This window comes from Caulobacter sp. DWR1-3-2b1, assembly GCF_049895765.1.
Lineage (GTDB): Bacteria > Pseudomonadota > Alphaproteobacteria > Caulobacterales > Caulobacteraceae > Caulobacter.
Map to the genome: position 1 here is coordinate 1 of NZ_JAFCSZ010000010.1, position 25,301 is coordinate 25,301.

At 65.0% G+C, this 25,301-nt stretch carries 23 protein-coding genes and 1 pseudogene; 6 read left to right on the top strand and 18 right to left on the bottom strand.

The window, feature by feature from the left end:
• Positions 1–222: 222 nt before the first annotated feature.
• From hflX to dusB, 8 genes are all read right to left on the bottom strand, one after another.
• The gene (hflX, locus tag ACP69S_RS11050) at positions 223–1,557 is read right to left on the bottom strand and encodes a GTPase HflX (protein WP_425997138.1); all 1,335 of its coding nucleotides are present in this window, start codon (positions 1,555–1,557) and stop codon (positions 223–225) included.
• A gap of 11 nt (positions 1,558–1,568) precedes the next feature.
• Positions 1,569–1,817, bottom strand: coding sequence for an RNA chaperone Hfq (gene hfq / locus ACP69S_RS11055; RefSeq protein WP_013079113.1), 249 nt, complete (start codon positions 1,815–1,817; stop codon positions 1,569–1,571).
• 157 nt (positions 1,818–1,974) lie between these two features.
• Positions 1,975–2,838, bottom strand: coding sequence for a D-amino-acid transaminase (locus tag ACP69S_RS11060; protein WP_425997141.1), 864 nt, complete (start codon positions 2,836–2,838; stop codon positions 1,975–1,977).
• On the bottom strand, positions 2,839–4,227 hold the full coding sequence (locus tag ACP69S_RS11065) for a sigma-54-dependent transcriptional regulator (RefSeq protein WP_425997143.1): 1,389 nt from the start codon (positions 4,225–4,227) through the stop codon (positions 2,839–2,841).
• Positions 4,224–6,464, bottom strand: a complete 2,241-nt coding sequence (locus ACP69S_RS11070; RefSeq protein WP_425997145.1) for an ATP-binding protein — start codon at positions 6,462–6,464, stop codon at positions 4,224–4,226. Before ACP69S_RS11070 ends, ACP69S_RS11065 begins: the two co-directional genes overlap by 4 nt.
• Before the next feature lie 57 nt (positions 6,465–6,521).
• The gene (locus ACP69S_RS11075) at positions 6,522–7,943 is read right to left on the bottom strand and encodes a sigma 54-interacting transcriptional regulator (protein WP_425997147.1); all 1,422 of its coding nucleotides are present in this window, start codon (positions 7,941–7,943) and stop codon (positions 6,522–6,524) included.
• A 2-nt stretch (positions 7,944–7,945) separates the two neighbouring features.
• On the bottom strand, positions 7,946–9,061 hold the full coding sequence (locus ACP69S_RS11080) for a two-component system sensor histidine kinase NtrB (protein ID WP_425997149.1): 1,116 nt from the start codon (positions 9,059–9,061) through the stop codon (positions 7,946–7,948).
• On the bottom strand, positions 9,058–10,065 hold the full coding sequence (dusB, locus tag ACP69S_RS11085) for a tRNA dihydrouridine synthase DusB (protein ID WP_425997151.1): 1,008 nt from the start codon (positions 10,063–10,065) through the stop codon (positions 9,058–9,060). Before dusB ends, ACP69S_RS11080 begins: the two co-directional genes overlap by 4 nt.
• 99 nt (positions 10,066–10,164) lie before the next feature.
• Between dusB and ACP69S_RS11090 the strand changes: the two genes are divergently transcribed.
• Positions 10,165–11,316: a bifunctional 2-C-methyl-D-erythritol 4-phosphate cytidylyltransferase/2-C-methyl-D-erythritol 2,4-cyclodiphosphate synthase gene (locus ACP69S_RS11090; protein ID WP_425997153.1), complete on the top strand. Its 1,152-nt coding sequence runs from the start codon at positions 10,165–10,167 to the stop codon at positions 11,314–11,316.
• A 39-nt stretch (positions 11,317–11,355) separates the two neighbouring features.
• Positions 11,356–11,856 (top strand): CinA family protein, encoded by a 501-nt coding sequence (locus ACP69S_RS11095; RefSeq protein WP_425997155.1) that lies wholly within the window; start codon positions 11,356–11,358, stop codon positions 11,854–11,856.
• Here the strand turns inward: ACP69S_RS11095 and ACP69S_RS11100 are convergent.
• On the bottom strand, positions 11,843–12,298 hold the full coding sequence (locus ACP69S_RS11100) for a type II toxin-antitoxin system RatA family toxin (RefSeq protein WP_425997157.1): 456 nt from the start codon (positions 12,296–12,298) through the stop codon (positions 11,843–11,845). The genes ACP69S_RS11095 and ACP69S_RS11100 overlap by 14 nt on opposite strands.
• Positions 12,299–12,300: 2 nt before the next feature.
• A complete protein-coding gene (gene lipA, locus ACP69S_RS11105; protein ID WP_425997395.1) occupies positions 12,301–13,278 on the bottom strand; it encodes a lipoyl synthase in 978 nt (325 codons plus the stop codon).
• 82 nt (positions 13,279–13,360) lie between these two features.
• On the opposite strand from lipA, the gene ACP69S_RS11110 reads away from it, so the two are divergent.
• Together ACP69S_RS11110 and ACP69S_RS11115 are read left to right on the top strand one after the other, a co-directional pair.
• Positions 13,361–14,401 (top strand): alpha/beta fold hydrolase, encoded by a 1,041-nt coding sequence (locus tag ACP69S_RS11110; protein ID WP_425997159.1) that lies wholly within the window; start codon positions 13,361–13,363, stop codon positions 14,399–14,401.
• A gap of 98 nt (positions 14,402–14,499) precedes the next feature.
• Positions 14,500–16,053: an AMP-binding protein gene (locus tag ACP69S_RS11115; protein WP_425997161.1), complete on the top strand. Its 1,554-nt coding sequence runs from the start codon at positions 14,500–14,502 to the stop codon at positions 16,051–16,053.
• 201 nt (positions 16,054–16,254) lie between these two features.
• Here the strand turns inward: ACP69S_RS11115 and ACP69S_RS11120 are convergent, their stop codons facing one another.
• From ACP69S_RS11120 to ACP69S_RS11155, 8 genes and pseudogenes are all read right to left on the bottom strand, one after another.
• On the bottom strand, positions 16,255–17,760 hold the full coding sequence (locus ACP69S_RS11120; protein ID WP_425997163.1) for a DUF6880 family protein: 1,506 nt from the start codon (positions 17,758–17,760) through the stop codon (positions 16,255–16,257).
• A gap of 8 nt (positions 17,761–17,768) precedes the next feature.
• Positions 17,769–19,169 (bottom strand): dihydrolipoyl dehydrogenase, encoded by a 1,401-nt coding sequence (lpdA, locus tag ACP69S_RS11125; RefSeq protein ID WP_425997165.1) that lies wholly within the window; start codon positions 19,167–19,169, stop codon positions 17,769–17,771.
• A gap of 83 nt (positions 19,170–19,252) precedes the next feature.
• Positions 19,253–19,729, bottom strand: a complete 477-nt coding sequence (locus ACP69S_RS11130) for a glutathione peroxidase (protein WP_425997167.1) — start codon at positions 19,727–19,729, stop codon at positions 19,253–19,255.
• Between the two features lie 114 nt (positions 19,730–19,843).
• Positions 19,844–21,172, bottom strand: coding sequence for a pyruvate dehydrogenase complex dihydrolipoamide acetyltransferase (locus tag ACP69S_RS11135; RefSeq protein ID WP_425997169.1), 1,329 nt, complete (start codon positions 21,170–21,172; stop codon positions 19,844–19,846).
• A 12-nt stretch (positions 21,173–21,184) separates the two neighbouring features.
• Positions 21,185–21,268: pseudogene (locus ACP69S_RS11140) on the bottom strand (aldehyde-activating protein); the annotation flags it as partial.
• A gap of 236 nt (positions 21,269–21,504) precedes the next feature.
• Positions 21,505–22,842 carry a pyruvate dehydrogenase complex E1 component subunit beta gene (locus tag ACP69S_RS11145; protein ID WP_425997171.1) on the bottom strand — a complete coding sequence of 446 codons (1,338 nt, stop codon included), beginning with the start codon at positions 22,840–22,842 and terminating at the stop codon, positions 21,505–21,507.
• Positions 22,843–22,856: 14 nt separating this feature from the next.
• Positions 22,857–23,888 carry a pyruvate dehydrogenase (acetyl-transferring) E1 component subunit alpha gene (pdhA, locus tag ACP69S_RS11150; protein ID WP_425997173.1) on the bottom strand — a complete coding sequence of 344 codons (1,032 nt, stop codon included), beginning with the start codon at positions 23,886–23,888 and terminating at the stop codon, positions 22,857–22,859.
• A gap of 172 nt (positions 23,889–24,060) precedes the next feature.
• On the bottom strand, positions 24,061–24,357 hold the full coding sequence (locus ACP69S_RS11155; RefSeq protein WP_425997175.1) for an FtsB family cell division protein: 297 nt from the start codon (positions 24,355–24,357) through the stop codon (positions 24,061–24,063).
• Between the two features lie 339 nt (positions 24,358–24,696).
• Here ACP69S_RS11155 and ACP69S_RS11160 point away from each other — a divergent pair, with 339 nt between their 5' ends.
• Positions 24,697–24,897, top strand: coding sequence for a hypothetical protein (locus ACP69S_RS11160; protein ID WP_425997177.1), 201 nt, complete (start codon positions 24,697–24,699; stop codon positions 24,895–24,897).
• Between the two features lie 51 nt (positions 24,898–24,948).
• A complete protein-coding gene (locus ACP69S_RS11165) occupies positions 24,949–25,287 on the top strand; it encodes a hypothetical protein (protein WP_425997179.1) in 339 nt (112 codons plus the stop codon).
• Positions 25,288–25,301 lie beyond the last annotated feature (14 nt).

Below are 25,301 nucleotides of genomic sequence, written 5' to 3' on the forward strand. Positions count from 1 at the left end.
GGCTCCATCATCCCCTCAGCAGGGGCGCCCACGATGCCGTGGAATCCGTGCCCACCATCGCGTGGAAATCGTGCCCATGATGCCGTGGAATACGCGCCCACGATGCCGTGGAATGCGCAGCGCTAGAGCCCTTTCCGATCTGATGGCTTTCATCAGGGCCGGACGGAAAGGGCTCTAAATCATAAGTTTCCGATAACCGTTTCACACTTATCGGAAAATGCTCTAGGCGGCGACCATTACGAAGGCGTTGGGAAACTGACGTTCGAACCGACCCAAGGCTTGAGCATCGAGGCGCGCGACGATCGTCACGCCACCCTCCGCCTCGTCCTCGCGACTCATCACCCGGCCGTGGCGATAGATCCAGGCCAAGGCTTCGCCCTCGCCTGCCGTGAGGCGGATGGCGATGGGCGGGGAGTCATCGATCAGACCGCTGATGCGCTTGAGCAGCGCTTCGCAGCCTTCGCCCGTGGTAGCCGAAACCGGTGAGGCCTCGGCCCGGCGGGCGCTTCCATCGACCTCCTCGCGGTCGTCTTCGGAGACCAGGTCGATCTTGTTCCAGACCTCGACGACGGTCTTGCCCTCGTCGAAAGTGACGCCAAGTTCGGCCAGCACGGTCTCGACGTCCCGGGCCTGAGCCACGCTGTCGGGGTTGGCGATATCGCGCACGTGCAGCACGACGCCGGCCTCTTGCACCTCCTCGAGGGTGGCGCGGAAAGCCTCGACCAGTTCGTGCGGGAGGTCTGAGATGAAGCCAACCGTGTCGGACAGGATCGCCGGCCGGCCATCGGGCAGTTTCACCGTCCGCAAGGTTGGATCGAGCGTCGCAAACAGCATGTCCTTGGCCAGGACATCAGCCTCGGTCAGGCGATTGAACAACGTCGACTTGCCGGCGTTGGTGTAGCCAACCAGAGCCACGGTCGGATACGGGACCTTCTTTCGAGCCTTGCGATGCAGGGTCCGGGTGCGACGCACCTCTTCCAGCTCGCGCTTCAGCTTGATGATATTGTCGGCGATCAGGCGGCGGTCGAGCTCGATCTGGGTTTCGCCGGGGCCCCCAGTATTACCTGTGCCGCCGCGCTGGCGCTCAAGGTGGGTCCAGGTGCGGACCAGGCGCGAACGCTCGTAGTCGAGCCGCGCCAGTTCGACCTGCAGCTTGCCTTCACGTGTGCGGGCGCGGCGGGCAAAGATCTCTAGGATCAGCCCGGTCCGGTCGATCACCTTGACGTTGAGGCTTCGCTCCAGATTGCGCTGCTGGACGGGGGTGAGCTGGTCGTCGAACACGGCGACGTCGATCTTCTCGACCTCGCAGATCGCAGCAAACTCCTCGATCTTGCCCTTGCCGAACAGGGTGGCGGGCGTGACCGCACGCAGCGGCGCGATCACCGTCTCCACGACGTTCAGGTCAAGGGCCAGCGCAAGGCCGACCGCTTCCTCAAGACGTGACTGAGGGTCACGCGCCAAGGCGGCGGCCGGGCCTCGCAGAGGCCGCACCGGGTGGATGACAAACGCCTTAAGAACCGGCGCGGCGCGATCTACGGATTTGGAGGATTTTGACAAGCGTCTCTAATTCAATCGTCGGAGTCGGCGCTCGGCTCGTACAGCTGAACGGGCTGGGCCGGCATGATGGTCGAGATGGCGTGCTTATAGACCAGTTGCGACTGGCCGTCGCGACGCAGCAGAACGCAGAAGTTGTCGAACCAGCTGACAACGCCCTGAAGCTTGACGCCATTGACGAGGAAAATGGTGAGCGGCGTCTTGGATTTCCGCACGCTGTTCAGGAACGTGTCCTGCAAGTTTTGTTTCTTTTCGGCAGACATGGGGGTTCCCCTCTTATTGTTTCGGAGGGCAAAGCGCCCCCCACACAAACAAAGCCATGCTAGAGGATTTTCCGCTGAACGCGATCACCATTCGGTGGGAAAATGCGCCCTGCGTCGAATTCGCGCTCTTTCAGACCAGTCATTTTAGACCACACCGTCAGACTGCTTTCTCGCGGGCGCGCTGGATATAGAGACGCCGAAGCCGCGTCGCCACCGGTCCGGGCGAGCCATCGCCAACTTTCACCCCGTCGACGCTGACGATGGGCAGAACCAGCGTCCCGGCCCCCGTGACGAAGGCCTCGCGGGCGGCTTGCGCCTCGGCGATGGTGAACGGTTTTTCGTTGATTGGCAGTCCCGCCTCGCGGATCACCTCGAACAGGGTGGATCGCGTTACGCCGCGCAGGATGTTGGCCTGGGTGTCGCGGGTGCGCAGGCTGCCTTCGGCGTCGATGATCCAGGCGTTGGATGAGGCCCCTTCGGTGACCTGCCCCAGTTCATCAACGAACCAGGCCTCAACCGCGCCGCGCTCACGCGCCGCCTGCTTGGCCAGGGCGTTGGGCAGCAGACCGACCGACTTGATATCGCAGCGCCCCCAGCGGCTTTCCGGCACACTGATCACAGCCGCGCCCTGCGCCGCCTTGCGTTCGGCAAGCTCGCGATCCGTGGACTTTGCGGTGACCACCATCGACGGCGGAACCGCCGGGTTTGGAAAGGCGTGGTCGCGACGCGCGACACCACGTGTCACCTGCAGATAGACCAGACCATTGCGGACCATGTTGCGGCGAACCGCTTCCCGCAGCACGAAGGTCAGGGCCGCCTGCCCCATCGGATGGGCGATGCGCAGTTCGTCCAGGCTGCGCCACAGCCGCGCGAAGTGCCCCTCCGCGTCGGCCAGCTTGCCGTCGAATACGGCCCAGACCTCATAGACGCCGTCGGCCAGCTGATAGCCGCGATCCTCGATATGCACGGCGGCTTCGCCGTGCCGGACGAAGCGGCCGTTCACATAGGCGAAGCGTGACATCTACTCTTCCTCGTCCGCCCGGGCGCCGGCGACACCTAACGACTTGAGCTTTCGATGCAGCGCCGAGCGCTCCATGCCGATGAAATTGGCGGTGCGCGAAATATTGCCGCCAAACCGCAGGATCTGGGCGTTCAGATATTCGCGCTCGAACAGCTCCCTGGCCTCGCGCAACGGCAAGGCGATGATCCGCTCGGCCCCGATCGCGCCGGCGTGGCCGGCCGAGGGCTGCTCCGCGCCAGCCAGCATCTCGGCGGTAATCAGTTCGCCCGGCTCGCCCGCCGCCAGGATCAGCATGCGCTCGACATTGTTGCGCAGCTGCCGAACATTGCCGGGCCAGGTCTGAACCTGCAGCGTCGCCAGGGCATCGTCGCCCAGACGCCGACGCGGCAGACCTGTCGCCTCTGCGATGCGCTCGATAAAGAAGCCGATCAGCTCGGGGATGTCTTCGCGACGCTCGGAAAGACCAGGCACCCTTACGGGCACGACGTTCAGCCGGTGGAAGAGGTCTTCGCGAAACCGGCCGGCGGCGATCTCGTCGCGCAGGTCGCGCGAGGTCGAGGAAATGACCCGCACATCGACTTGAACGTCGCTGTCGCCGCCCACGCGCCGGAAACGCTGCTCGACCAGGACCCGCAGGATACGGCTCTGGGTCTCGCGCGGCATGTCGGCCACCTCGTCGAGATAGAGGGTCCCGCCGTGCGCTCTCTCAAACACGCCGATCTTGCGCGGACGACCGCCCTCGCCTTCCTCGCCAAACAGTTCGACATCGAGTCGCTCGGGGGCCATGCCGGCCGCGCTGACCGCAACGAACTCCTGCCGGGTGCGGGCGCTGGCGCCGTGAATCAACCGGGCCACAAGTTCCTTGCCCGCGCCAGGCGGTCCGGAAACCAGCACGCGGCTGTTGGCTGGAGCCACCTTGGCGATCATCTGGCGAAGGGCCTGGGCGGCGGCCGACTTGCCCATCAGCCCGTCGGAGGTGAAGCTCTGGGCTCGTAGCCGGCGGTTCTCGCGCTTGAGGCCTGCCGCCTCCAGCGCCCGCTCGACCGCCAGAAGCAGCCGATCCGACTTGAACGGCTTTTCCAGAAACTCGTAAGCGCCGCGCTTGATGGCGCTGACGGCCGTCTCGATATTACCGTGGCCGGAGATCATGATGACCGGCAGATCCGGGTCCAGACCCTTGATCATGTCGAGCAATTCCAGCCCGTCCATACCGCCGCCCTGCATCCAGATATCCAGCACCAGCAGGGCCGGTTTGCGTGCGCGCAGGGCCGCCAGCGCCTGATTGGAATCGGCGGCGGTTCGCACGGCGTATCCCTCGTCCTCGAGAATGCCGGCCACGAGTTCGCGGATATCGACCTCGTCGTCCACGACAAGCACGTCAGCGCTCATATCATCTCCTCTACGCCACCAAAGGCCGCGGCGGGCAGGCGCGCGGTCGTTGGAAATTTCAGGATTACCCGGGCTCCGGGTGTTTCGCGGGCATCGGTAAGGACCAGAGTTCCCTCGTGATCCTCCATGATCCGCTTGACGATCGCCAGACCAAGGCCGGTGCCCTTCTCGCGGGTCGTCACATAGGGCTCGGTCAAACGATCACGATCACGCACCGGCAGGCCAACGCCATTGTCCTCTATGATCACGCAAAAATCGTCATCGCCCGCCACCAGGGTCGCGGTGATCCTGCCGGGCGACTCCGGCGTAGCATGGCGCCGCGCGCCGACGGCCTCGCCGGCATTCTTGAGGATGTTGGTCAGGGCCTGCCCCACCATCCGCGCGTCACACTTGATCAGCACGTCCTCGCCCGGTTCATGCAGCGCGACCTCGATCTCCGGATCGACGAAACGCTGGGCGAAGACTGCTTGGCGCAGCATTTCGGTCAGGTTGGCCGACTCGAAGCGCGGCGCGGGCATACGCGCGAATGCCGAGAACTCATCGACCATCCGGCCAATGTCGCCGACCTGGCGGATAATGGTTTCGGTGCAGCGATCGAAGGTCTCCAGATCGCTGGTGATCTCCTTGCGGTACTTGCGCTTGATACGCTCGGCCGACAGCTGGATCGGGGTCAGCGGGTTCTTGATCTCATGAGCGATCCGGCGCGCGACGTCCTTCCAGGCGGCGTTGCGCTGGGCGGCGACGAGCCGGGTGATGTCATCAAAGGTCAGCACCAGACCTTCAGCCACTTGACCGGCGCCCCGCACCCGCAATCGGCGGGTCTCGCCGTCGCGCGCCAGATCGACCTCGACCTCGGCGTCGGAGCGACCCTCGATGATGGTTTCGATGACAATGCCGAACTCCGGCGCCGCCTCGATCAGATCAAGTCCGACGGCGTCTTCCCGAAGGCTGAGCAGCGTGACCGCGCGGCGATTAAGGGCTGAGATTCGTCCCTGGGCATCGAGGCTCACCACCCCCGCGCTGACGCCAGACAGCACCGTCTCGATAAATTGACGCCGGGTTTCGGCGTCCAGACTCGCAGTTCGGAGTGCGGCCTGCTGCACCTGAAGATCGGTGGTCATCATATTGAAGGCGTTGGACAATGCCCGGATCTCATCAGGTCCGACTTCCGCATCAACGCGCGCGTCCAGGTCACCCGCAGAGACGCGGCCGGCGGCCTCGACCAGTCCAGCCACCGGGCCTGCGATGGAGTTGGCGGCGGCTATGCCGACCCAGACGGCCGCGACCAGCACCAGCAATGCCGTTTCTGCATAGCTGAGGCCAAAGATCGCTTGAATCCGAACCCGACTGCGCTCGGCGTCTCGATAGGAGATCAGCGAGTCTTCGGCCTCGATCAGATGGCTCAGGATTCCCGGATCGATCGGACGGACGACGTAGAGATAGGCGTCCGGGAAGGCCTTCAGCCGGTAGAGCGCACGAAACAGGTCTGACGACACGAAGCGTTGCGCCATCGCCTCGCCGGTGTCGGTACCCTGAAAAGTGGACGGCGGCGGCGCCAGGAATGCCGGCGCGCCGGGCATCTCGGCCCGGGCCAGAACTCGCCCGTCGCGGTCGAGCACATAGGCGGCGGAAAATCCGCTGTTGGCGGTATGGCCTGCAAGGAAGTGGCTGAACACTACCGGAGACTGCGCCATCGCCGGCGCGGCCTCGTTCAGGTTGGCGGCCATCGGGCGGATGTGTTCGCTGATATAGTTGGTCTGTTCCGAAACGTAGGACCGCGCCACCTTGGCCGAGTTTTCGACCACGGTTCTGACTCTCTGGCTGAACCAGCCCTCTACGCCGCGATTGACCAGCACGCCGAAGAACAGCGCCACGATCACAGCCGGCGCCACGGCAGCCAGCGAGAACAGGCCGACAAAGCGGAGATGCAGGCGCGCGCCCGCGTCGTTGGCCCGCGCGTCGATCATCTCGAAAAGCCGAAGCCCGACCACAGTCGCGACCCCGAGGATCAGGACGAGGTTGAAGCCCAGAACGATGAGGATCGCCGTGCTGGCCGGACTGATCGGGCCACTCTTCGGCGGTGAGGACGCCAGAGCGACCCCGGTCACTGTCAGAACCACCGCTAGAGCATAGGCCCCGCCGATCACATAACGCGACCGCAGAAGCTCCCGCCACCAAGCCCGGCTGAACCGGGGTGGCGGGCTATCGGATTCCAATGCGGACATCACTGACGCCATTGCATCAGTCTAGAAGTGGGTGTGCCCCAAAATCAACAGCTATGTGCCAAATAAGCTTCAGCGTCGACCGCGGGTCATTTCCACGCCCAGATCCTGAATCTTCTTGCGCAGGGTGTTGCGGTTGAGACCAAGAATCTCGGCCGCTCGCACCTGATTGCCCCGTGTGGCCGAGAGGGTCAGCTGGATCAGAGGGCGTTCGACCTCCTGAAGAACCCGATCATACAGACCCGCTGCCGGCACGCCGTCAGGCTGATCGGCGAAATGGCCGGCCAGGTGACGCTCCACCAGCATCGACAAGGTCACAGGCCCCTCCTCCGACCGGACGGCCGGGGTATGGTCCTGCAACTCACGATCGACGATACGGGCGTTGATCAGTTCTTCGGCGTAGAGAGCACACATCCGTCGGATCAGGTTTTCCAGCTCACGAACGTTGCCAGGCCAGGAGTGGGCCTTCAGGCGGTCGAGAGCGCTGGAATCGATGGTCTTGGCCGGCAGGCCTTCTCGATTGGCGCGCAGCAGGAAGGTGCGGGCGAGATCCGGGATGTCCTCGGTGCGATCGCGCAGCGGCGGCAGACGCACCGGCGCGACGTTGAGGCGGAAGAACAGGTCCTCGCGGAACAGGCCTTGCTGGATCAGCCCGCGAAGGTCGCGGTTGGTGGCCGCGATGATCCGGACGTTTGGTCGGCGGCCGGTCTTCGGGTTCAGCACCGGCTCGGTGCCGTCGATTACCCGTAGCAAGCGCGTCTGGGCGTCCAGCGGCATGTCGCCGATCTCGTCCAGGAACAGGGTGCCGCCATCGGCCTCGATCAGGCGACCCAGATCGCCGTCGCCGCGCCCAAAGAGCTCGGTTTCGACCCGTTCACGCGGCACCGCCGCCAGATTGATGACCACGAACTTGCCGTCGCGACGGCGTCCCAACTCGTGCAGAGCGCGGGCGACCAGCTCCTTACCGGTGCCGCTTTCACCAAGGATCAGCACGGTAAGGTCGGCTCCGACCAGCCGGGCGATGGTGCGATAGACCTCCTGCATCGGCGCCGAGCGGCCGATTAAAGGCAGGCGCTCGTCGCGTATGGCGCGGGCTTGGGCCTTGGAGGCCTCGGCGTCGGCCGGACGCGAGAGGGCGCGGCGGGCGGCAGAGGTGACGTCGTCGAGGTCGAACGGCTTGGAGATATATTCGAACGCCCCCGCATCGGCCGCGTTGACCGCCGTCAGCAGCGTATTTTGCGCGCTCATCACGATGATCGGCAGCTTGGGGCGCTCCTTGCGGATACGCGGCAGCACGTCGAAGACGTTCTCGTCGGGCATCATCACGTCGGTGACGACCAGGTCGCCCTCGCCGTCCATGACCCACTTAAGCAGGGTGGTCGCATTGCCGGTGGCCCGCACCTGATAGCCCAGACGGGTGAAGGCCTGGCTGAGAACGAGCCTCACCGACGAGTCGTCGTCAGCGATCAGGATCTTCTTGCTGGCGGCATTCATACTTACGTGTCTCCGACGGAAGGTTCAGGCGCCACGGGCAGCAGCACGCGGAACACGGTGCGGCCGGGCTCGGACTCGAAATCGATCAGGCCGCCATGGGCGGTGACCAGCTTGGTGACCAACGCCAAGCCAAGGCCGGTGCCATTGGGCTTACTGGTCACAAAGGGCTGGAACACATGGTCGCGCAGGGTCTGCGGCACGCCTGGGCCGTTGTCTTGGACGCGGATCTCGATGGGCGCGCCGCTGGCGGCCTTGCCATCGGCGCCACGCACCCGGACGCCGGGACGCCAGGCGGTGTGGATGGAAATCGCGCCGCGTCCGTCCCCGCGCATGTGGGCGGCTTCAGCGGCGTTCTTCACCAGGTTCAGAAAGATCTGGATCAGATGATCCTCGTCGCCCCAGACGGGCGGCAGCGAGGGATCGTAAGTCTCGCGCAGCGAAAGGCCGTCGGCGACACCATTGGCGACCAGGGCTCGAATGCGATCCAGCACCTGGTGGATGTTCACCGCCTCGCGCGGCGTCGGCAGATCCTCGGAGAAGGCCTCCATGCGATCCACCAGGCGGCGGATGCGGTCCGTTTCATCGACAATAAGTTGGGCCAGCGGCTGATCGGCTGCCGAGGCGCCGGTCTTCAGCAATTGCGCCGCGCCGCGAATGCCGGCCAAGGGGTTCTTGATCTCGTGGGCCAACATCTTGCCCAAGCCGACTACCGAGCGAAGGCCGGCGGCATCCGCGCCCCGGTCGACGCCCAGGACGCCCTTGACGTGCAGGGTCAACAACACCGAGCCATCGCCAAGCGGCGCGGCGGCGCCGTCGGCTTCGAAGGGCGGCTGGCCGAACAGGTTAACCTCGACGCCATGCTCGCGGACCGGAGCACCTTCGAAAATCGCGCGGTCGAGCAGCGAAACGAGCACCGAACCTGGCGGCAGGGCGGCGCGGAAGCGACCGCGCGCCAGAAGGGACAGGCCGTGTCCGAACAAGGCCTCGGCGGCCTCGTTCACGGCCACTAGGCCGCCCTGGCTGTCGACAACGAGGGCGGGCTCCGGGCTGAGGTCGAAGGCGGCGGATTTCAGCGCCTCGAGCGCCCTACCACCAAGAACGCGCGCGCGGTCGCTCATGCGGCGATCCTCCGGTCCCCCAGCCAAAGGCGCGTCAGAGCGCTTTCGACCAGTTCAGGTTGATCCAGGCGACATAGAGCAGCCCGCGCGGCGCGGCGCGCCTGGGGCTCTTCCGGCCAAGGCGCAGCTTCGATGTAGGAAGCCAGGTGTTTGCGAAACATCTTCAGGCCAAGCGGCAGGCCGTAAAAATCCAGGCTTCGCCGGAAATGGGTCAGGGCGATCGCTAGGCGTTCGTCGGCGTCGGGCTCGATAAAAGCGCGGCCCTCCAGAGCAGCCTCGATGGCCCCGGCGATCCATGGACGGCCGTAGACGCCGCGACCGATCATGACCCCGTCGGCCCCGGACTGATCGAGCGCCATCCGGGCGCTGTCACCGTCGACAATATCGCCATTGACGAGAACGGGGATCGACACCGCCGCCTTGACCTCGGCGACGGCCGACCAGTCGGCGACACCCTTGTAGAATTGGCTGCGGGTGCGGCCATGGACAGTGATCGCCTTCGCCCCGGCCGCTTCGGCCCGGCGTGCGATGTCGGCGGCGTTGCGGGTATTGTCGTCCCAACCCAGCCGCATCTTCACCGTAACCGGCACATTCACCGCCTCGACGGCGGCGGCGACCAGGGCTTGCGCCAAATCCGGATCGCGCATCAGGGCCGAGCCGCACTGCTGGCCGCCCGAGACTTCCTTGGCGGGACAGCCGAAGTTCAGGTCGATGATCTCGGCGCCGGCTTCGGCGGCCATGCGAGCGCCTTTGGCCATCAAGCCGATATCGCGACCGACCAGTTGCACGACCATCAGCGGCAGCCCCTCGCCCACGGCGGCGCGGCGCACGACATCCGGCCGCCCGCGCGCGAACTCGGCGCAGGCCACCATTTCCGTCGCCACATAAGGCGCGCCAAGCGCCGTGGCCGTTTCCCTGAAGGGCAGATCGGAGATGCCGGTCATGGGTGCGATCCACACACGCCCGGGCACTTCGACTCCGCCGACATCGAGCGTGTTGCTCATTTTGTAATCATCCCCATCGCTGTGTTTTTAGGCATATTGTGCGGCGCAGTAAAGCCCGGATCGACTGGACAACCGCAACGGCCGGACTAAACACCGGCCATGACCTTTTCCGCCGTGATCGTCGCCGCCGGCTCCGGAACCCGGGCTGGCCCTGGCCAAGCCAAACAATGGCGATCCGTGGCGGGTAAGCCCGTTTTGCGCTGGTCGGTCGAGAGCTTCATCGCCGCAGGCGCGGCCGATATCGTCATCGTCACCACCGAGGACGGCGCTCTGGTCTTGCCCGAGGTGCTGTCTGGGCTGCACGGCTGGCGCAGCGCCCAAGGCGGCGCGACTCGCGCGCTGTCTGTTCAAGCGGGCCTGGCGGCGCTTTCAGACCGGTCGAGCGACGAGCCCGTGCTCGTACACGACGCCGCCCGCCCCTTTCTCACCCGCAAGACCATCGAAGGTCTGCTGAGCGCCCTGACCGACGCCGATGGAGCGATTCCCGCCCTGCCGGTAGCCGACACCTTAAAGCGCACCGAGGCCGGGGCACCACTGACGACGACCCCGCGTGACAATCTCTGGCGCGCCCAGACCCCGCAGGCCTTTAGGCGCGCCACGCTGGTCTCTGCCTATCGGGCCTGGACCAGCCAAGTCGAGCCGACTGATGACGCCCAGGTGGTCGAGGCGGCGGGCGGCCACGTGGCCATCGCGCCCGGCGACCCACTGCTGATGAAACTGACCTATCCGGAGGACTTCGCCATGGCCGAACGACTGGCGGGAGCGGCCCGCATTACCCGCATCGGGCAAGGTTTCGATGCTCATCGCTGGGGACCGGGCGACTCCGTGTGGCTCTGCGGCGTCGAGATCGTTCACGACGAGACCCTGGTCGGCCACTCCGACGCCGACGCCGGCCTGCACGCCCTGACCGACGCCTTGCTAGGCGCTATCGGCGAGGGCGACATCGGCGACCATTTCCCGCCGACCGATCCGCAATGGAAGGGCGCGGCCTCCGACAAGTTCCTGATCCGCGCCGCCGATCTGGTTCGCGCCAAGGGCGGCGTGATCATCAATGTAGACGTGACCCTGATCTGCGAACGCCCCAAGATCAAACCGCACCGGGCCGCCATGCGCGAGCGTCTGGCGGCAATCTTGTCGCTGCCGCTCGACCGGGTCAGCGTCAAGGCGACCACGACCGAGCAGATGGGCTTCACCGGCCGTGGCGAAGGCCTCGCTGCTCAAGCCGTCGTGGCGGTCGAGACTCCGGCCTGACAGGTATAGGCTGACGTCGCGAATCCGCTGGAGCGCCGCATGTTTCCTCTAGAGATCGAAACCCTTGCCCGCCTGCTGGTCGCCGAGGCGCGCGAAAAATCTCTTCGGCTGGTGGCGGCCGAGAGCTGTACGGGGGGTCTAGTGGCCGGTGCGATCTGTTCGATCTCGGGCGCGTCCGACGTCTTCGAGCGCGGCTTCGTCACCTACACCAACCGCGCCAAGTCAGAGATGTTGGGCGTACCCGGCGACCTGATCGCCGACCATGGCGCGGTCTCCGAGCCTGTAGCCCGGATGATGGCCGAGGGGGCGCTGAGGAACAGCAACGGCCATGTCGCCGTCTCGATCACCGGCATAGCCGGCCCTGGTGGCGGTACGCCGATGAAGCCGGTCGGCACCGTCCATTTCGCCGTGGCTCGGGCTAATAGCTCGGTCGTGCATCGGCATGAAGAATTCGACGGCCAGACCCGCGAGGCGGTGCAGCTGGCGGCCGTCCGCACTGCGCTGGAGATGCTGCGCGAGGCTGTGGCTAGGCCTGCTTAGCCCCATGGATCTGCCGGGCGCGAGCCTCGAAACAGGCGATCAACTTGTCGGCCGCCCGGTCGAGGTTGGCCGCCAGCAAGGCGTCGAGCATCCGCGATTTGAACGCGAAATCGATCACGAACTCGACGCTGGTTCCGGCGCCGTCGGGCGTGAACCTCCATTGATTGGATAGCCGCTTGAAAGGGCCATAAAGCAGGTTGACGTCGACGGTCAGATGCTCCGCGTCGCGGCGCACGCGCGTCGCGAACTTCTCTTTCAAGAAGGAGAAGCCGACCTGGGCTTCGGCGTCCACCGTGCTGATCGGACCGTCCTGACGGGCGTTCCAGGTGCGCATGCCCGTTATCCACGGCACGAAGCTGGGATAGGCGTCGACGTCCCCAACCAGCACGAACAGCTGTTCAGGCGTGTACGGTAAAACCCGCGTTACGACGTGGCGGTGCAAGCCTAGACCGTCCGGGCGTCGAGAGCGCGCCGCGCCGCCTGCAGCTTGGCGAAGTCTTCGCCGGCATGGTGCGACGAGCGGGTCAGCGGGCTGGCCGAAACCATCAGGAAGCCCTTGGCGCGCGCAATGGCCTCATAGGCCTTGAACTCTTCCGGCGTCACGAAGCGATCGATGGCGGCGTGCTTGCGGGTCGGCTGCAGGTACTGGCCGATGGTGATGAAGTCGATGCCGGCCGAGCGCATGTCGTCCATCACCTGCATGACCTCTTCCTTGGCCTCGCCAAGGCCGACCATCAGGCCCGACTTGGTGAACTGGGTCGGGTCGCGCTCCTTGACCCGCTCCAGCAGGCGCAGAGAGTTGTAGTAGCGGGCGCCAGGTCGGATCTTCAGATAGAGCCGCGGCACGGTTTCGAGGTTGTGGTTGAAGACGTCCGGACGGGCGTCGATGACCACGTTCTCGGCGCGATCCTTGCGCAGAAAGTCGGGGGTCAGGATCTCGATGGTCGTGCCCGGCGCGGTGGCGCGGATGGCCAGGACCACTTCGGCGAAGTGCTGGGCGCCGCCGTCGGCGAGATCGTCGCGATCCACCGAGGTGATGACCACGTGCTTGAGGCCCATCTTGGCGACGGCTTCGGCCACGCGGCGCGGCTCGTCGGCGTCCAAGGCGTTGGGCAGGCCGGTGGCGACATTGCAGAAGGCGCAGGCCCGCGTGCAGATCTCGCCCATGATCATCATGGTGGCGTGCTTTTGGCTCCAGCACTCGCCGATGTTCGGGCAGGCCGCTTCCTCGCAGACCGTGGTCAGCTTGTGTTCGCGGACGATGCTTTGCGTCTCGTTATAACCCGCCGAGCCGGGAGCGCGTACGCGCAGCCACTCGGGCTTGCGCAGCACCGCCGTGTCAGGGCGATTCTGCTTTTCGGGGTGACGCACTGCCCGGTCATCCAGGTTGCGCGCCTTCAGAGTGTCGATCACCGTGGCCATGGCTCTTAAATCGGTCTTCTTGGCCTCCGGTTCAAGCACGCGATCTTGCATGCGACGCGAAGGCGCGAAATGACTGCATCACATGCGCCGCCATCTTCTTGCCGTCCTGATGTTCCTGACCCTCGCCGGCTGCGGTGAGGGCGGCTCGCGCGCGCCGTTCGCCGAGAGCCGCACGCCGTCGTCCATCGCGCCGCGCTTCTACGCGCCGGACAACTGGGCATGGGGCTATGTGCGGGTCGGAAATGGCCCAGCGCAGCGGTACGGGGTGTCCGCGCCGGCGGTCGGCCCTCGCGCTACGATCCTGATTTTGACCGGCTACTCCGAGCCTGCCGAGAAATGGTTCGAGACGGTGCGGCGTCTGAACGAAGGCGGCTATACGGTCTGGGTGCTTGAGCGGCAGGGCCAGGGTGGGTCCGAACGCCTCACGCCCTGGCGCGATGTCGGCCATGTCGACAGCTTCGATCCCGACGTCGCCGCTGTCCGCGCCCTGGTCAACGTGGTGATCCGCCCCAAAAGCGACAGGCCATTGCTGGTGCTGGGACATGCTGATGGTGGTCTTGTCGCCCTGCTGGCCGCGGAGAGCGGTCTGCCGACCGATGGCGTGATCCTGTCGTCGCCTGCCTTCGACCTGAACCGTCCGCCTGCCCAGACGCCGCAGCTCCTGGTCTGGGCCAGCCGACTGAAACTCGGATGGATCAGACCACCAGGCGCGCCCGGTTGGAGCCGCGACGGACCGGATGGCGTCGTTTCAGGTCTGACGGAGGACCGGCCGCGCGGCGCGATCCAGCAGGCCTGGCTTACCGCTAATCCAGATCTTCGCATGGGTGCGTCGAGCGTGGGCTGGCTAGCCGCTTTCTCCAGCGCATCAGAGCGCGCGCGCGCTGACGTCGGCAAGGTGAGGGCGCCCGTCCTGCTCTTGCGCGGCGAGAAGGATCGCACTGCGCCGTCCGCGCTCTCGACCAGGATTTGCGCGGCCCTCACCAACTGCCGCGAGGTTGGATTTCCGGCCGGCCGCCACGACCTTCATATGGAATCAGATGCCGTTAGAGACGCCTGGCTCGTCGAGATCGAGACCTTCATCAAGGCCCGCATCGCGGCTAAGACCGAACGCCACACGGGCTGATTTCACGGTTTGTGACTCTTCCTTGCAAAGCCGGACCTTCCCCGGCAGTCTCGCGTCTTAACGAAAGCGATAACGCTTTTCGGGGAGGTTTCGCCGGGATGCCGGTAGTTTTCAAAGCGGAAGACGGCCAGAAGGCCCTCTTCGACGCCCTTATCGATGCGCGTGACACCTACGGCGCCAAGAAGCCCATTCTTGAGGATCAGGACCGTAACCCCCTCAGCTATACCGACCTGATCCGGGCGAGCTTCGCCTTGGGCCGCAAGATCGCGGCGATGACCAAGCCGGGCGAAAATGTCGGCGTACTGTTGCCCTCGGGCTCGGCGGCCGTGGTGACCTTCTTTGCCTTGCACGCCTTTGGCCGCGTGCCGACCATGCTGAACTTTACGGCAGGGCTGCGAAACCTGAAGGCCGCCTGCAAGCTGGCCAAGGTTCAGCGGGTGCTGACGGCGCACAAGTTTATCGAGCTTGGCAATCTGCACGACATCGTCGACGCCCTCGAGCATCAGACGACCATCACCTATCTGGAAGATGTGCGCGGCACGATCGGCCTGACCGACAAGCTGTTCGCTGCCGCCGCCGGCCTGTTTCCGCGCCAGTTCCGCGCATCGGCCAAGCCGTCGGATCGCGGGGTGATCCTGTTCACCTCCGGCAGCTTCGGCGCGCCGCGTGGCGTGGTTCTGAGCCAGGCCAACCTTGTGTCGAACGCTGAACAGATCGCGACGCATATCGCGCTGGACCCGTCTTGGGTGTTCTTCAATCCCCTGCCCGTCTTCCATTGTTTCGGCCTGACGGGTGGCGTGATCCTGCCGCTGCTGAAGGGCATGAAGGCGTTCCAGTATCCGTCGCCGCTACACACCAAGCAGATCCCGGCCCTGGTCAAGGACACCGGCGCTTCGGTGCTGTTCGCTACCGACACCTTCCTCAACCACTATGCTCGGGCTTCCGATAGCGACGAGCTTTCGGGTCTGAGGTTTATCGTATGCGGCGCTGAAAAGGTTAAAGAAGAGACCCACAACCTCATCAATGATAAATTCGGTCCAGTGCCCGTGCTGGAGGGCTATGGCGCCACCGAGGCGTCGCCGGTGATCGCGGTGAACAAGCCCGACGATAACCGGCGCGGTACGGTCGGCGGGCTGCTGCCAGGCCAGGAGTTCCGTGTTGAACTGGTGGAGGGCATTGCCGGTGGCGGCAAGCTGCTGGTGCGCGGCCCCAATATAATGTTGGGCTATCTGCGTGAAGACGGTGGTGTCGACGCCCCTAAAGGCGGTTGGCACGACACCGGCGACGTCGTCGCGATGACCGACGACAACTGGATCACCATCAAGGGCCGCGTAAAACGCTTCGCCAAGATCGGCGGCGAGATGGTGTCGCTGACGGCCGCCGAAGACCTGGCCTCGGCCGTCTGGCCGGACGGTCGCCACGCGGTAATCTCGATGCCCGACAAGAAGAAGGGCGAGAAGCTGGTGCTGGTCACCGACCGTCACGATGCGGCGGTCTCCGACCTGGTGGCCCACGCCCAGACCATCGGCGCGCCGGAGCTGGCGGTGCCGCGCAAAATCCTGAAGGTGCCGGAAGTGCCCGTGCTGGGCAGCGGTAAGACCGACTATGTCGCTATACAGCGGATGGCCGATCAGGACGCGAGAGCCGCTTAAAGGCGACATGGACCCGGCGCGCTAGAGCATTTTCCGATAAGTGTGAAACGGTTATCGGAAAATGCTCTAAACTTTTGATTTAGAGCCCTTTTCGCCCGACCCTGATGAAGCCTTCAGGTCGGAAGGGGCTCTAGATCGCCGCCGCTACGCAAGCCTCCGAACGGCGCTGAACGGCGGCGAAGTAGCGATTCCCCCGGTCCTCTAAAACACGCCGCCCAGAGCTTCCAGTTCAACTCGGAAACCCTGCTTGCGGCCATGGAGGGCGCGCAGGTCGTCCATGAAGGCCTGATGGCTGGGGAATTCGCCGAAATCGGCAATCATCGGGGCCAGAGACTCCATCTCCAACCATTGCTGCGCTGCCGCCTTGTAGCGACCGGCGATCCCGTAGGTCAGCACATTGCGGATCATGGCGCGCAGCAGCAACGTCGCCGCCAGCGGAAATGGCCCCTCCAGCCGTCTAGCGGCGGCGGTCAGCAGATCCTCGTCCGCGCCGTTGATCGCGCCATGGCGGTTGACGATCAGCCGCGACGCCGCCGCTAGGTCAGGCCACTCGATCAGGAAGGCCAGGGCCGCTTCGAAGCGCGGAAACTCGGCAGCGATCTTCCTGGCGTCGTCCTCGGCCACGACATCGTCGAAGTCCGGGAGACCCTTCAGGAAGGCCCGCAGGCGCGGGATCGAAAGGGTCGCCTCGAAGGCCGCCCAGCGCCGACGCTGGGCCTCGTCCTGCCGGCCGTTGGCCTGCAGGGCGTCGAGATAGACATCTTCCCAAGAGGCCAGGTCAGCCGGGTCGTAAGGCTCGGGCGCGCGGCCCGATAGCAGGCCGCGAGGCTTGACCGCCGGCGCGGCGACCTCCAGCGCGGCCAGGGCCTCGCCTTCCCGTCCGACAGTTAGAAGACGGCTTCCGATCTCGGCGGCTATGGCGGGAAACCGGCGCTGGGTTTCGCTGAAGGTCGCGATGAAGGCTCCGACGTCGCCACTGATATCGGCCAGACGGCGTAAAGCGTCGCGGACCACGGAAACCTTGGCGTCATAGCCCCCCGCCGACCGCGCCGGCCGTTCGGCCAGAGCCGCCTCCAGACGCTCGCGAAGTCGCATCTGCCCGGTGGCGCCAAGTGACGGCGCGGCAACGGCGATCAGCGGGCCAAAGACGTAGTAGTCGTCGCAGAGGATCAATTGGGCCACGCGATCCGCCAGATCGACAGGCGTGACCTTGGCCAGGGTCGCGATGTCCCCGACGGAGTCGCGCGCCTCGGCGAAAACCTCGCCGATCGGGCCTTCCGGCTGGCTGACCCGGTCAAACACCGAACCGGCCAGGTCCAGGAAATCCATCAGCAGCGCCAGGGCCGTCTTGGGGTCGCTTTCGGCCAGACGCTGGATCATGCGCAGGTGCAGGTCGAGATCGCGCGCAAAGGCCGCGCGCTTGCGCCAATGGATGCGCGAGGTGGCCTTGGCGATCGCCGCCAGCCGCTTTGAGATCTCCAGAGCCAGACCGTCGGGGCTGACCTCGGCGAACAGTTCCAGCCGCAGGGCGCGCTTGACGTAGGCGTCGATCGACAACTCCATCAGGATGGAGGCCAGCCGCTCCGCGCCGAGATCGACGAGATTGGCCTCGGAAAGGGTGGTCCTGGACCCTTTCCGAACCTTGGCCGAAGCCTTGGCCGAAGCCTTGGCCGGCTTGTCTGCTGTTGTGGCCGTCGCGCGAGCCATCCGTTTCCCTAGATGTGGAGAACGCGTCCGTAAGCGTCGAGGGCGGCTTCGTGCATGGCTTCCGACATGGTCGGGTGAGCATAGACGATGCCGTGCAGGTCTTCTTCGGTCGCCTCAAGGGTGATCGCCGTGACGAAGCCCTGGATCATTTCCGTGACCTCATGGCCGATCATGTGCGCGCCGATCAAGGCGCCGGTCTGGCCGTCGAACACCGTCTTGACGAAGCCTTCGGTCTCGCCGGCGGCTACGGCCTTGCCGTTGACCTTGAACGGGAAGCGGCCGGCCTTGACGTCGATGCCTGCGGCCTTGGCCGCGGCTTCCGTATAGCCGACCGAGGCGACCTGGGGGGTGGCGTAAGTGCAGCCCGGGATGGGCGAATTGACGGCGGGCGTCTTGTAGCCGGCGATGTGCTCGGCGGCGTAGATGCCCTCGTGGCTGGCCTTGTGCGCGAGCCACGGCGCGCCGGCGACGTCGCCGATGGCGTAGAGGCCGGGGACATTGGTCTCGCCGTGCTTGCCGGTGACGACATGGCCGCGATCGGTAGTCAGGCCGACGGCCTCGGTTCCCTCGGTGTTGGGCACGATGCCGATGGCGACGATGCACTTTTCGGCGGTCAGCAGTTCGGCCTTGTCGCCGACCTCGACCGATACCGACACGCCAGTGGCGGTCTTTTCGACCTTGGTGACCTTGGCTCCAATGCGGAACTTGATGCCGCGCTTCTCGAACGCCTTCTGGGCGGCCTTGGAAACCTCGGCGTCCTCAACCGGCATGATGCGGTCAACGGCCTCGACCACGGTCACCTCGGCGCCCAGCGCGCGATAGAAGCTGGCGAACTCGATGCCGATGGCGCCCGAGCCGATGACGACCAGCGACTTGGGCATCGATTTGGGGGCCAGGGCGTCGCGATAGGTCCAGACCTTGTCGCCATCCGACACCGCGCCGATGGCGGGAATGTTGCGGGCGCGGGCGCCGCTGGCCAGGATGACGTTCCTGGCTTGAATGGTGCGGCTGCCGCCAGCCTTCAGAACCACGACGACCTTCGGAGCCGGCGCGCCCTTTTCGAGCTTGGCCTCGCCCTCGACGACCTCGATCTTGTGCTTCTTCATCAGGTAGGCGATGCCGCCCGACATGGTCTTGGCCACGCCGCGCGAGCGCTCGATGATCTTGTTGAAGTCGAACGACGGCTTCTCGACCGACAGGCCGTAGGCGTCCAGATGGGAAAGCTGCTCGAAGATCTCGCCGGACTTCAGCAGGGCCTTGGTGGGGATGCAGCCCCAGTTCAGGCAGATGCCGCCTAGGTTCTCGCGCTCGACGATGGCCGTCTTCAGGCCCAGCTGGCTGGCGCGGATCGCAGCCACATAGCCGCCAGGACCGGCGCCGATAACGACGACATCGAATTCGGTGGACATGATGTTCGTACCCTAGCTTGGACGTCGCCCGAAGGGAGCCGGGCGGCCTCGATCGATCGGCCTGCAAGCCGATCCGGGAGAATTTAGAGCAGCGCCTCGACCGCGACCTTGAGGTCCTCGGGCTTGGTGGTGGGAGCAAACCGCTCGACGACTTCGCCGTCGCGGCCGATCAGGAACTTGGTGAAGTTCCACTTGATGCCCTCGGTGCCCAGCACGCCCTTCTGCTCCTTCTTCAGGAACTTGTAGAGCGGGTGAGCCGAAGGGCCGTTGACGTCGATCTTGGCCAAAATCGGAAAGGTCACGTCATAGGTCAGGGAGCAGAAACTCGCGATTTCCTCGGCCTCGCCAGGCTCCTGAGCTCCGAACTGGTTGCACGGAAAGCCCAGGATCGTCAGGCCGCGATCCTTGTAGTCGCGATAGAGCGCCTCAAGGCCTTCGTACTGCGGGGTCAGTCCGCATTTGCTGGCCGTGTTGACGATCAGCAGCACTTGGCCGCGATAGTCGGCCAGGCTCACGTCCTGGCCGACCAGCGTCTTGGCGGAGTAGTCATAGACTGACATTGGCGCTCTCCCTGCCCGAGAGCTTTCTTCGAGGAAGAAAGCTCGGTTCAAATAGCTGGAACGCGACGGGCGCCGAAACCGGCTTCCACTTTCGGCTGTCGCGCTCCTGTTCGACTAGACGATCAGGGTCAGCGGCTCTTCGATCAGCGGCTTGAACGCCGCCAGGAACCTGGCCCCGACGGCGCCGTCGACGACCCGGTGATCGCAGGTCAGGGTGACAGTCATCACCGTGGCCACGGCCAGCTCGCCATTCTTGACGACCGGTCGCTGCTCGCCCGCCCCGACGCTCATGATCGCGCCCTGCGGCTGATTGAGGATCGACGCGAAAGCCTTGATACCGAACATGCCGAGGTTGGAGATCGAGAAGGTGCCGCCCTGGAATTCCTCGGGCTTCAGCTTCTTGGCCTTGGCGCGCGCGGCTAGGTCCTTCATCTCGGCGGAGATCTGGGCCAGGCCCTTGGTCTCGGCGGCGCGGATGATCGGGGTGATCAGGCCGCCGTCGATGGCCACGGCCACCGCGATGTCGGCGTGCTTGTGAAGCGCGATGCCCTCGGGCGAATAGGAGGCGTTAGCCTCCGGCACGCGCTTGAGCGCCACGGCCACGGCCTTGATGATGATGTCATTGACCGACACCTTCACGCCCTGGCTTTCCAGCAGACTATTGATCTTGGCGCGTGCAGCCAGCAGACCATCGATCTCGAGATCGATCGTCAGCGGGAAGTGCGGCACATCCCGGAAGCTTTCAGTCAGACGACGCGCGATAGTCTTGCGCATCATGTCCAACGGAGTCAGGTCGTAGGAGCCGGGCGGGATGCCCATCTGCTCCAGCGTCGGGCTGGTGCGCGTTCCAGCGGCAGGAGGAGCGGCCGCGACAGGTGCTGATGCGGCGGCCGGCTTGGGAGCGGCGGCAGCAGCGGGAGCCTTGCCCGCGGCTTCCACGTCAGCCTTGACGATGCGACCATGGGGACCCGAGCCGGCGATGGACTTCAGGTCCACATTGCCGGCCGAGGCCAGGCGGCGGGCCAAGGGCGAAGCAAAGACGCGGTCGCCAGTTGGCGCCGACGCAGCGGCCGGGGCTGGGGCCAGCTTGGCCGGAGCAGCGGTCTCGCCGCCGGCTTGGACGGGGGCGGCAGGCGTCGGAGCAGCCTTCGGTGCTTCAGCGGCCGGAGCCGACTTGGCTGCCGGCGGAGCCGGGCTTTCGCCCTCGCCGACCAGCTTGGCGATCAGGGCGTTGACCTTGACGTTCTCGGTCCCGGCGTCGACCAGAATGGCCTCGACCACGCCTTCATCGACGGCTTCGACTTCCATCGTCGCCTTGTCGGTCTCGATCTCGGCGATCACGTCGCCGGCCTTCACGGTGTCACCCACCTTCACGTGCCACTTGGCGAGGGTTCCCTCTTCCATGGTGGGCGACAGGGCGGGCATCAGGATGTCGATCGACATTGAGCAGCTTCCTCAAGCGTTCGGGACGGCTTCGACCAGCGTGGTCGGTGTCCATTTGGCCTTACGACGAACAAGGCGTTGTTCGTCGGTTTCGTCATGATAGTCCAGCCGTTCGGGCTCTCTGCCCTCGAAACCGGACAGATTGATCGCGACGACGTTGAGCGTGCTTAGGCCTTGCCCCCGTCCTCGATCGGAACGGCAACTCGTCGACGGGCTTGCCCGGGTCGAGTTGCACATGCACCGCGCCGCAGTGACACGAGCTGCCGAGCATCGCCACAGCCGTCACCCCGCCCGCCCGTCCAGGCCGGGGCCTAGTCGAGCGGGCATTGGGATCACCGGTAGCAAACCTTCTTCGCGGCCTGGACGATCTTGTCGATCGACGGCAGCGAAAGGGCTTCCAGATTGGCGGCGTAGGGCAGCGGCACGTCTTCCTGGTGCACGCGCAGAGGCGGCGCATCCAGATAGTCGAAACCGTGCTCGATGATGCGGGCGACGATCTCGGCGCCGACGCCCATCGGGCCCCAGCCTTCCTCGGCCGTCACCAGACGGTTGGTCTTCTTGACGCTTTCCAGGACCGTGGCGTGGTCCATCGGGCGGATGGTCCGCAAATCGACCACCTCGGCCGAGATGCCCTGGGCGGCGAGTTCCTCGGCGGCCTTCAGGGCGAAGCCGACCATGCGGCTATAGCCGACGATGGTGACGTCCGTGCCTTCCCGGCGGACCTTAGCCTTGCCGATCGGCACGACATAGTCCTCGACATCCGGGATATCGAACTCGATGCCGTACATCATCTCGTGTTCGAGGAAGACGATCGGGTTCGGATCCCGGATAGCCGCTTTCAGAAGCCCTTTCGCGTCGGCCGCATCATAGGGTGCGATAACCTTCAGGCCGGGCACGTTGCCGTACCAGGCGGCGTAGTCCTGGCTGTGTTGCGCGCCGACCCTGGAAGCCGCGCCGTTGGGGCCGCGGAACACGATGGACGACTTGATCTGGCCACCAGACATGTAGAGCGTCTTGGCGGCCGAGTTGATGATGTGGTCGATCGCCTGCATGGCGAAGTTCCAGGTCATGAACTCGACGATGGGCTTCAGGCCCGCCATCGCCGCGCCGACGCCCATGCCGGCAAAGCCGTGCTCGGTGATCGGGGTGTCGATGACGCGCCTGGGGCCAAACTCCTGCAGGAGATCGCGGCTGACCTTGTAGGCGCCCTGATACTGGGCGACTTCCTCGCCCATCAGGAACACGCGGTCGTCGCGGCGCATCTCTTCGGCCATGGCGTCGCGCAGGGCGTCGCGCACGGTGATCTTCTTCATCGGCGTGCCCTCGGCGATCTCAGGATCGGCGAAGGTTGAAGCAGCGGAGCTAACGGCGGGCGACGCCGCGACAGGCGCAGCGGCGACCGGAGCGGCCGCGGCGGTCGGAGCCGGGGCCGGCGAAGCCGCCTCGCCTTCGCCCTTGAGCCGTGCGATCAGCGTATTGACCTTGACGTTCTCAGTGCCGCCAGGAACCAGGATGGCCTCGACGACGCCTTCATCGACGGCTTCGACTTCCATCGTCGCCTTGTCCGTTTCGATCTCGGCGATCACGTCGCCGGCCTTCACGGTGTCGCCTTCCTTGACCAGCCACTTGGCCAACGTGCCCTCTTCCATCGTGGGCGAGAGGGCGGGCATGAGGATGTCCACGCTCACTGGGCGGCCTCCAGGTAAACGTCTGTGTACAGCTCGGACGGATCCGGCTCGGGGCTGGTGCGGGCAAATTCCGCGGCTTCGGCGACGATGCGCTTCACCTCGGCGTCGATGCCCTTGAGATCGCCCTCGGTGACGCCGGCCTTGGCCAGTCGTTCCTTGATGTGATCGATCGGATCGCGGGTCTGCTTGACCTCGTCGACCTCTTCCTTGCTGCGGTACTTGGCCGGATCCGACATCGAGTGGCCGCGATAGCGGTAGGTCTTCATCTCGAGGATGTAGGGGCCCTGGCCGCTACGAGCGTGCTCGGTGGCGCGGGCGCCGGCTTCACGCACGGCGACGATGTCCATGCCGTCGACTTCCTCGCCCGGGATCCGGAACGAGACGCCGCGCTTGTGGAAGGCGGTTTCCGACGCCGAACGCTCGACGCTGGTGCCCATGGCGTACTGATTGTTCTCGACCACGTACACGACCGGCAGCTTCCACAGCTGGGCCATGTTGAAGCTCTCATAGACCTGGCCCTGGTTGGCCGCACCGTCGCCAAAATAGGCGTATGAAACGGCGCCATTGCCCCTGTAGTGGTTGGCGAGCGCCAGGCCGGTGCCGAGCGCGACCTGCGCGCCGACGATGCCGTGACCACCGTAGAAGCCGGTCTCGATGTCGAACATGTGCATCGAGCCGCCCTTGCCGCGCGACGAACCGCCCGCGCGACCGGTCAGCTCGGCCATGACTTTCCTGGGATCCATGCCGGCGGCCAGCATGTGGCCGTGGTCACGGTAGCCCGTGATGATCTGGTCGCCCTTCTGCTGGATCGACTGCATGCCGACCGCAATGGCTTCCTGACCGATATAGAGGTGGCAGAACCCGCCGATCAGACCCATGCCGTACAGCTGGCCCGCGCGCTCTTCGAAGCGACGGATCAACAACATGCCCTGATAGAACTTGAGAAGCTCTTCCTTGCCGACGATGGCGTTGACACCGGTGTCACTCGCCTTGCCCTCGGAAGTCTCACCCTTGCGCGTTCGCGCCATTCAACTCTCCTTGGCCAATCTTCATCGCGGCCTTCATCCCAGAGCACATCCCGCCGAAGTCGTCGTCGGTTCCGCGAAGGAAGTGCTCGTCATGCAACGCCAAGATTGCTTCCCGGTTCGGATGATCCGGGAGCGATCGTCAGTCTTCGCCGTCAAACATGGTCCGACCGCGCTAGCGCTTGGTGCGGATCACATAGTCCTTCGGGTCGGCATATCCCAAGAGAGAACGTGCGCGTTCTTCCAGAAGATCGGCCGACAGACTGCCGCTGCGTAATAGACGAGCCCGGGCCTCCAGGTCCATCCTTTCGGCACGGATCTTCTTGAGTTCCTTCGTCTTGGCGGCGAGATCTGCGTTGCGCTGGGACGTCGACAAAAGCCCGCGCTCGCCGGTCAAGGCGTGAAACACGAAGTAGAAGATCAGGAAAAGGATCGCTGCGGTCGGCAGGAACGGTTGCAGTCGGGCGAACATCTGAGATTCCCGGGAGTCGATTCTCAGGGTCTCAGATCGTGCTTAACGCCTTCTGAATAAGGGCTCGCGAAGTGCGCCGACAATCGGCGTTTACCGGCCTCGCGGTGCTTTCATTTGAGATCGTTTCATCGGCATCTAGATACCGCATCGCAGCGCCCTGCTCGCACTCGCGAAGAGGTAATTTTCGGCGTTCGCAGCCTTCCCTTCGGCGTTGATAGAAAAAATGCGAGCGTCGGCGCTGAGGGAACAAGGCGACGCACATCTTGTGGTCGTCGGGCGCCCGAGAATCGCCATCTTCGGCTAGCGTCCTGTCAGCTAAAGGTTGCGGAGGGGACGAGTGTGATCGAGAGGCGAGCCATTCTGCCGTCGATGCTGTTGGCGACAGCCACGCCCATCAAGGCGCCGGCCGAGGAAGGCGTCGTCAAGGGTCGCCGAGGTGGCCCCAACATGATCAAGAGCGATCCGCCCAAGCTCGATTTCGGCGGCGGGCTGATAATCCCCCTGAACGCCTCGATTTTCAGAACGCTCTGGGAGGGTTAAGACCGCTGGATCACCTATGGTCGCGCGCTGTCGACCCAGAAGGTGCGTGCCATGGGTCAGGCCGACGCAGCCGCGATCGGATCGATGAAGCTGATGCTGCTTACCTTGGCCTTCTCGCCCGAGAGGCTCGAGCGGTTCGAGACCTGTGGCTGGAAGCTGAAATCCGGCAAGACCGACGACCTGATCAAGGGCGACATCGCCCCGCCCGGCCGCCCCGTCATGCCCACGGTGGACGAGGTTTCAGCATCGACGGGCCAGGTTCCCGAAGGCGGCTCGGTGGGTGATCCGGCCTATCGCGCCATCACCGGCTATATGGTCATGAAGAAGGACGCGCCCCTCTCCCACGTCAAGGAAAAGGCGCAGCTCCTGTTCGAAGCCGCGCCTTCCTGAAGTTCAAGCTCTGG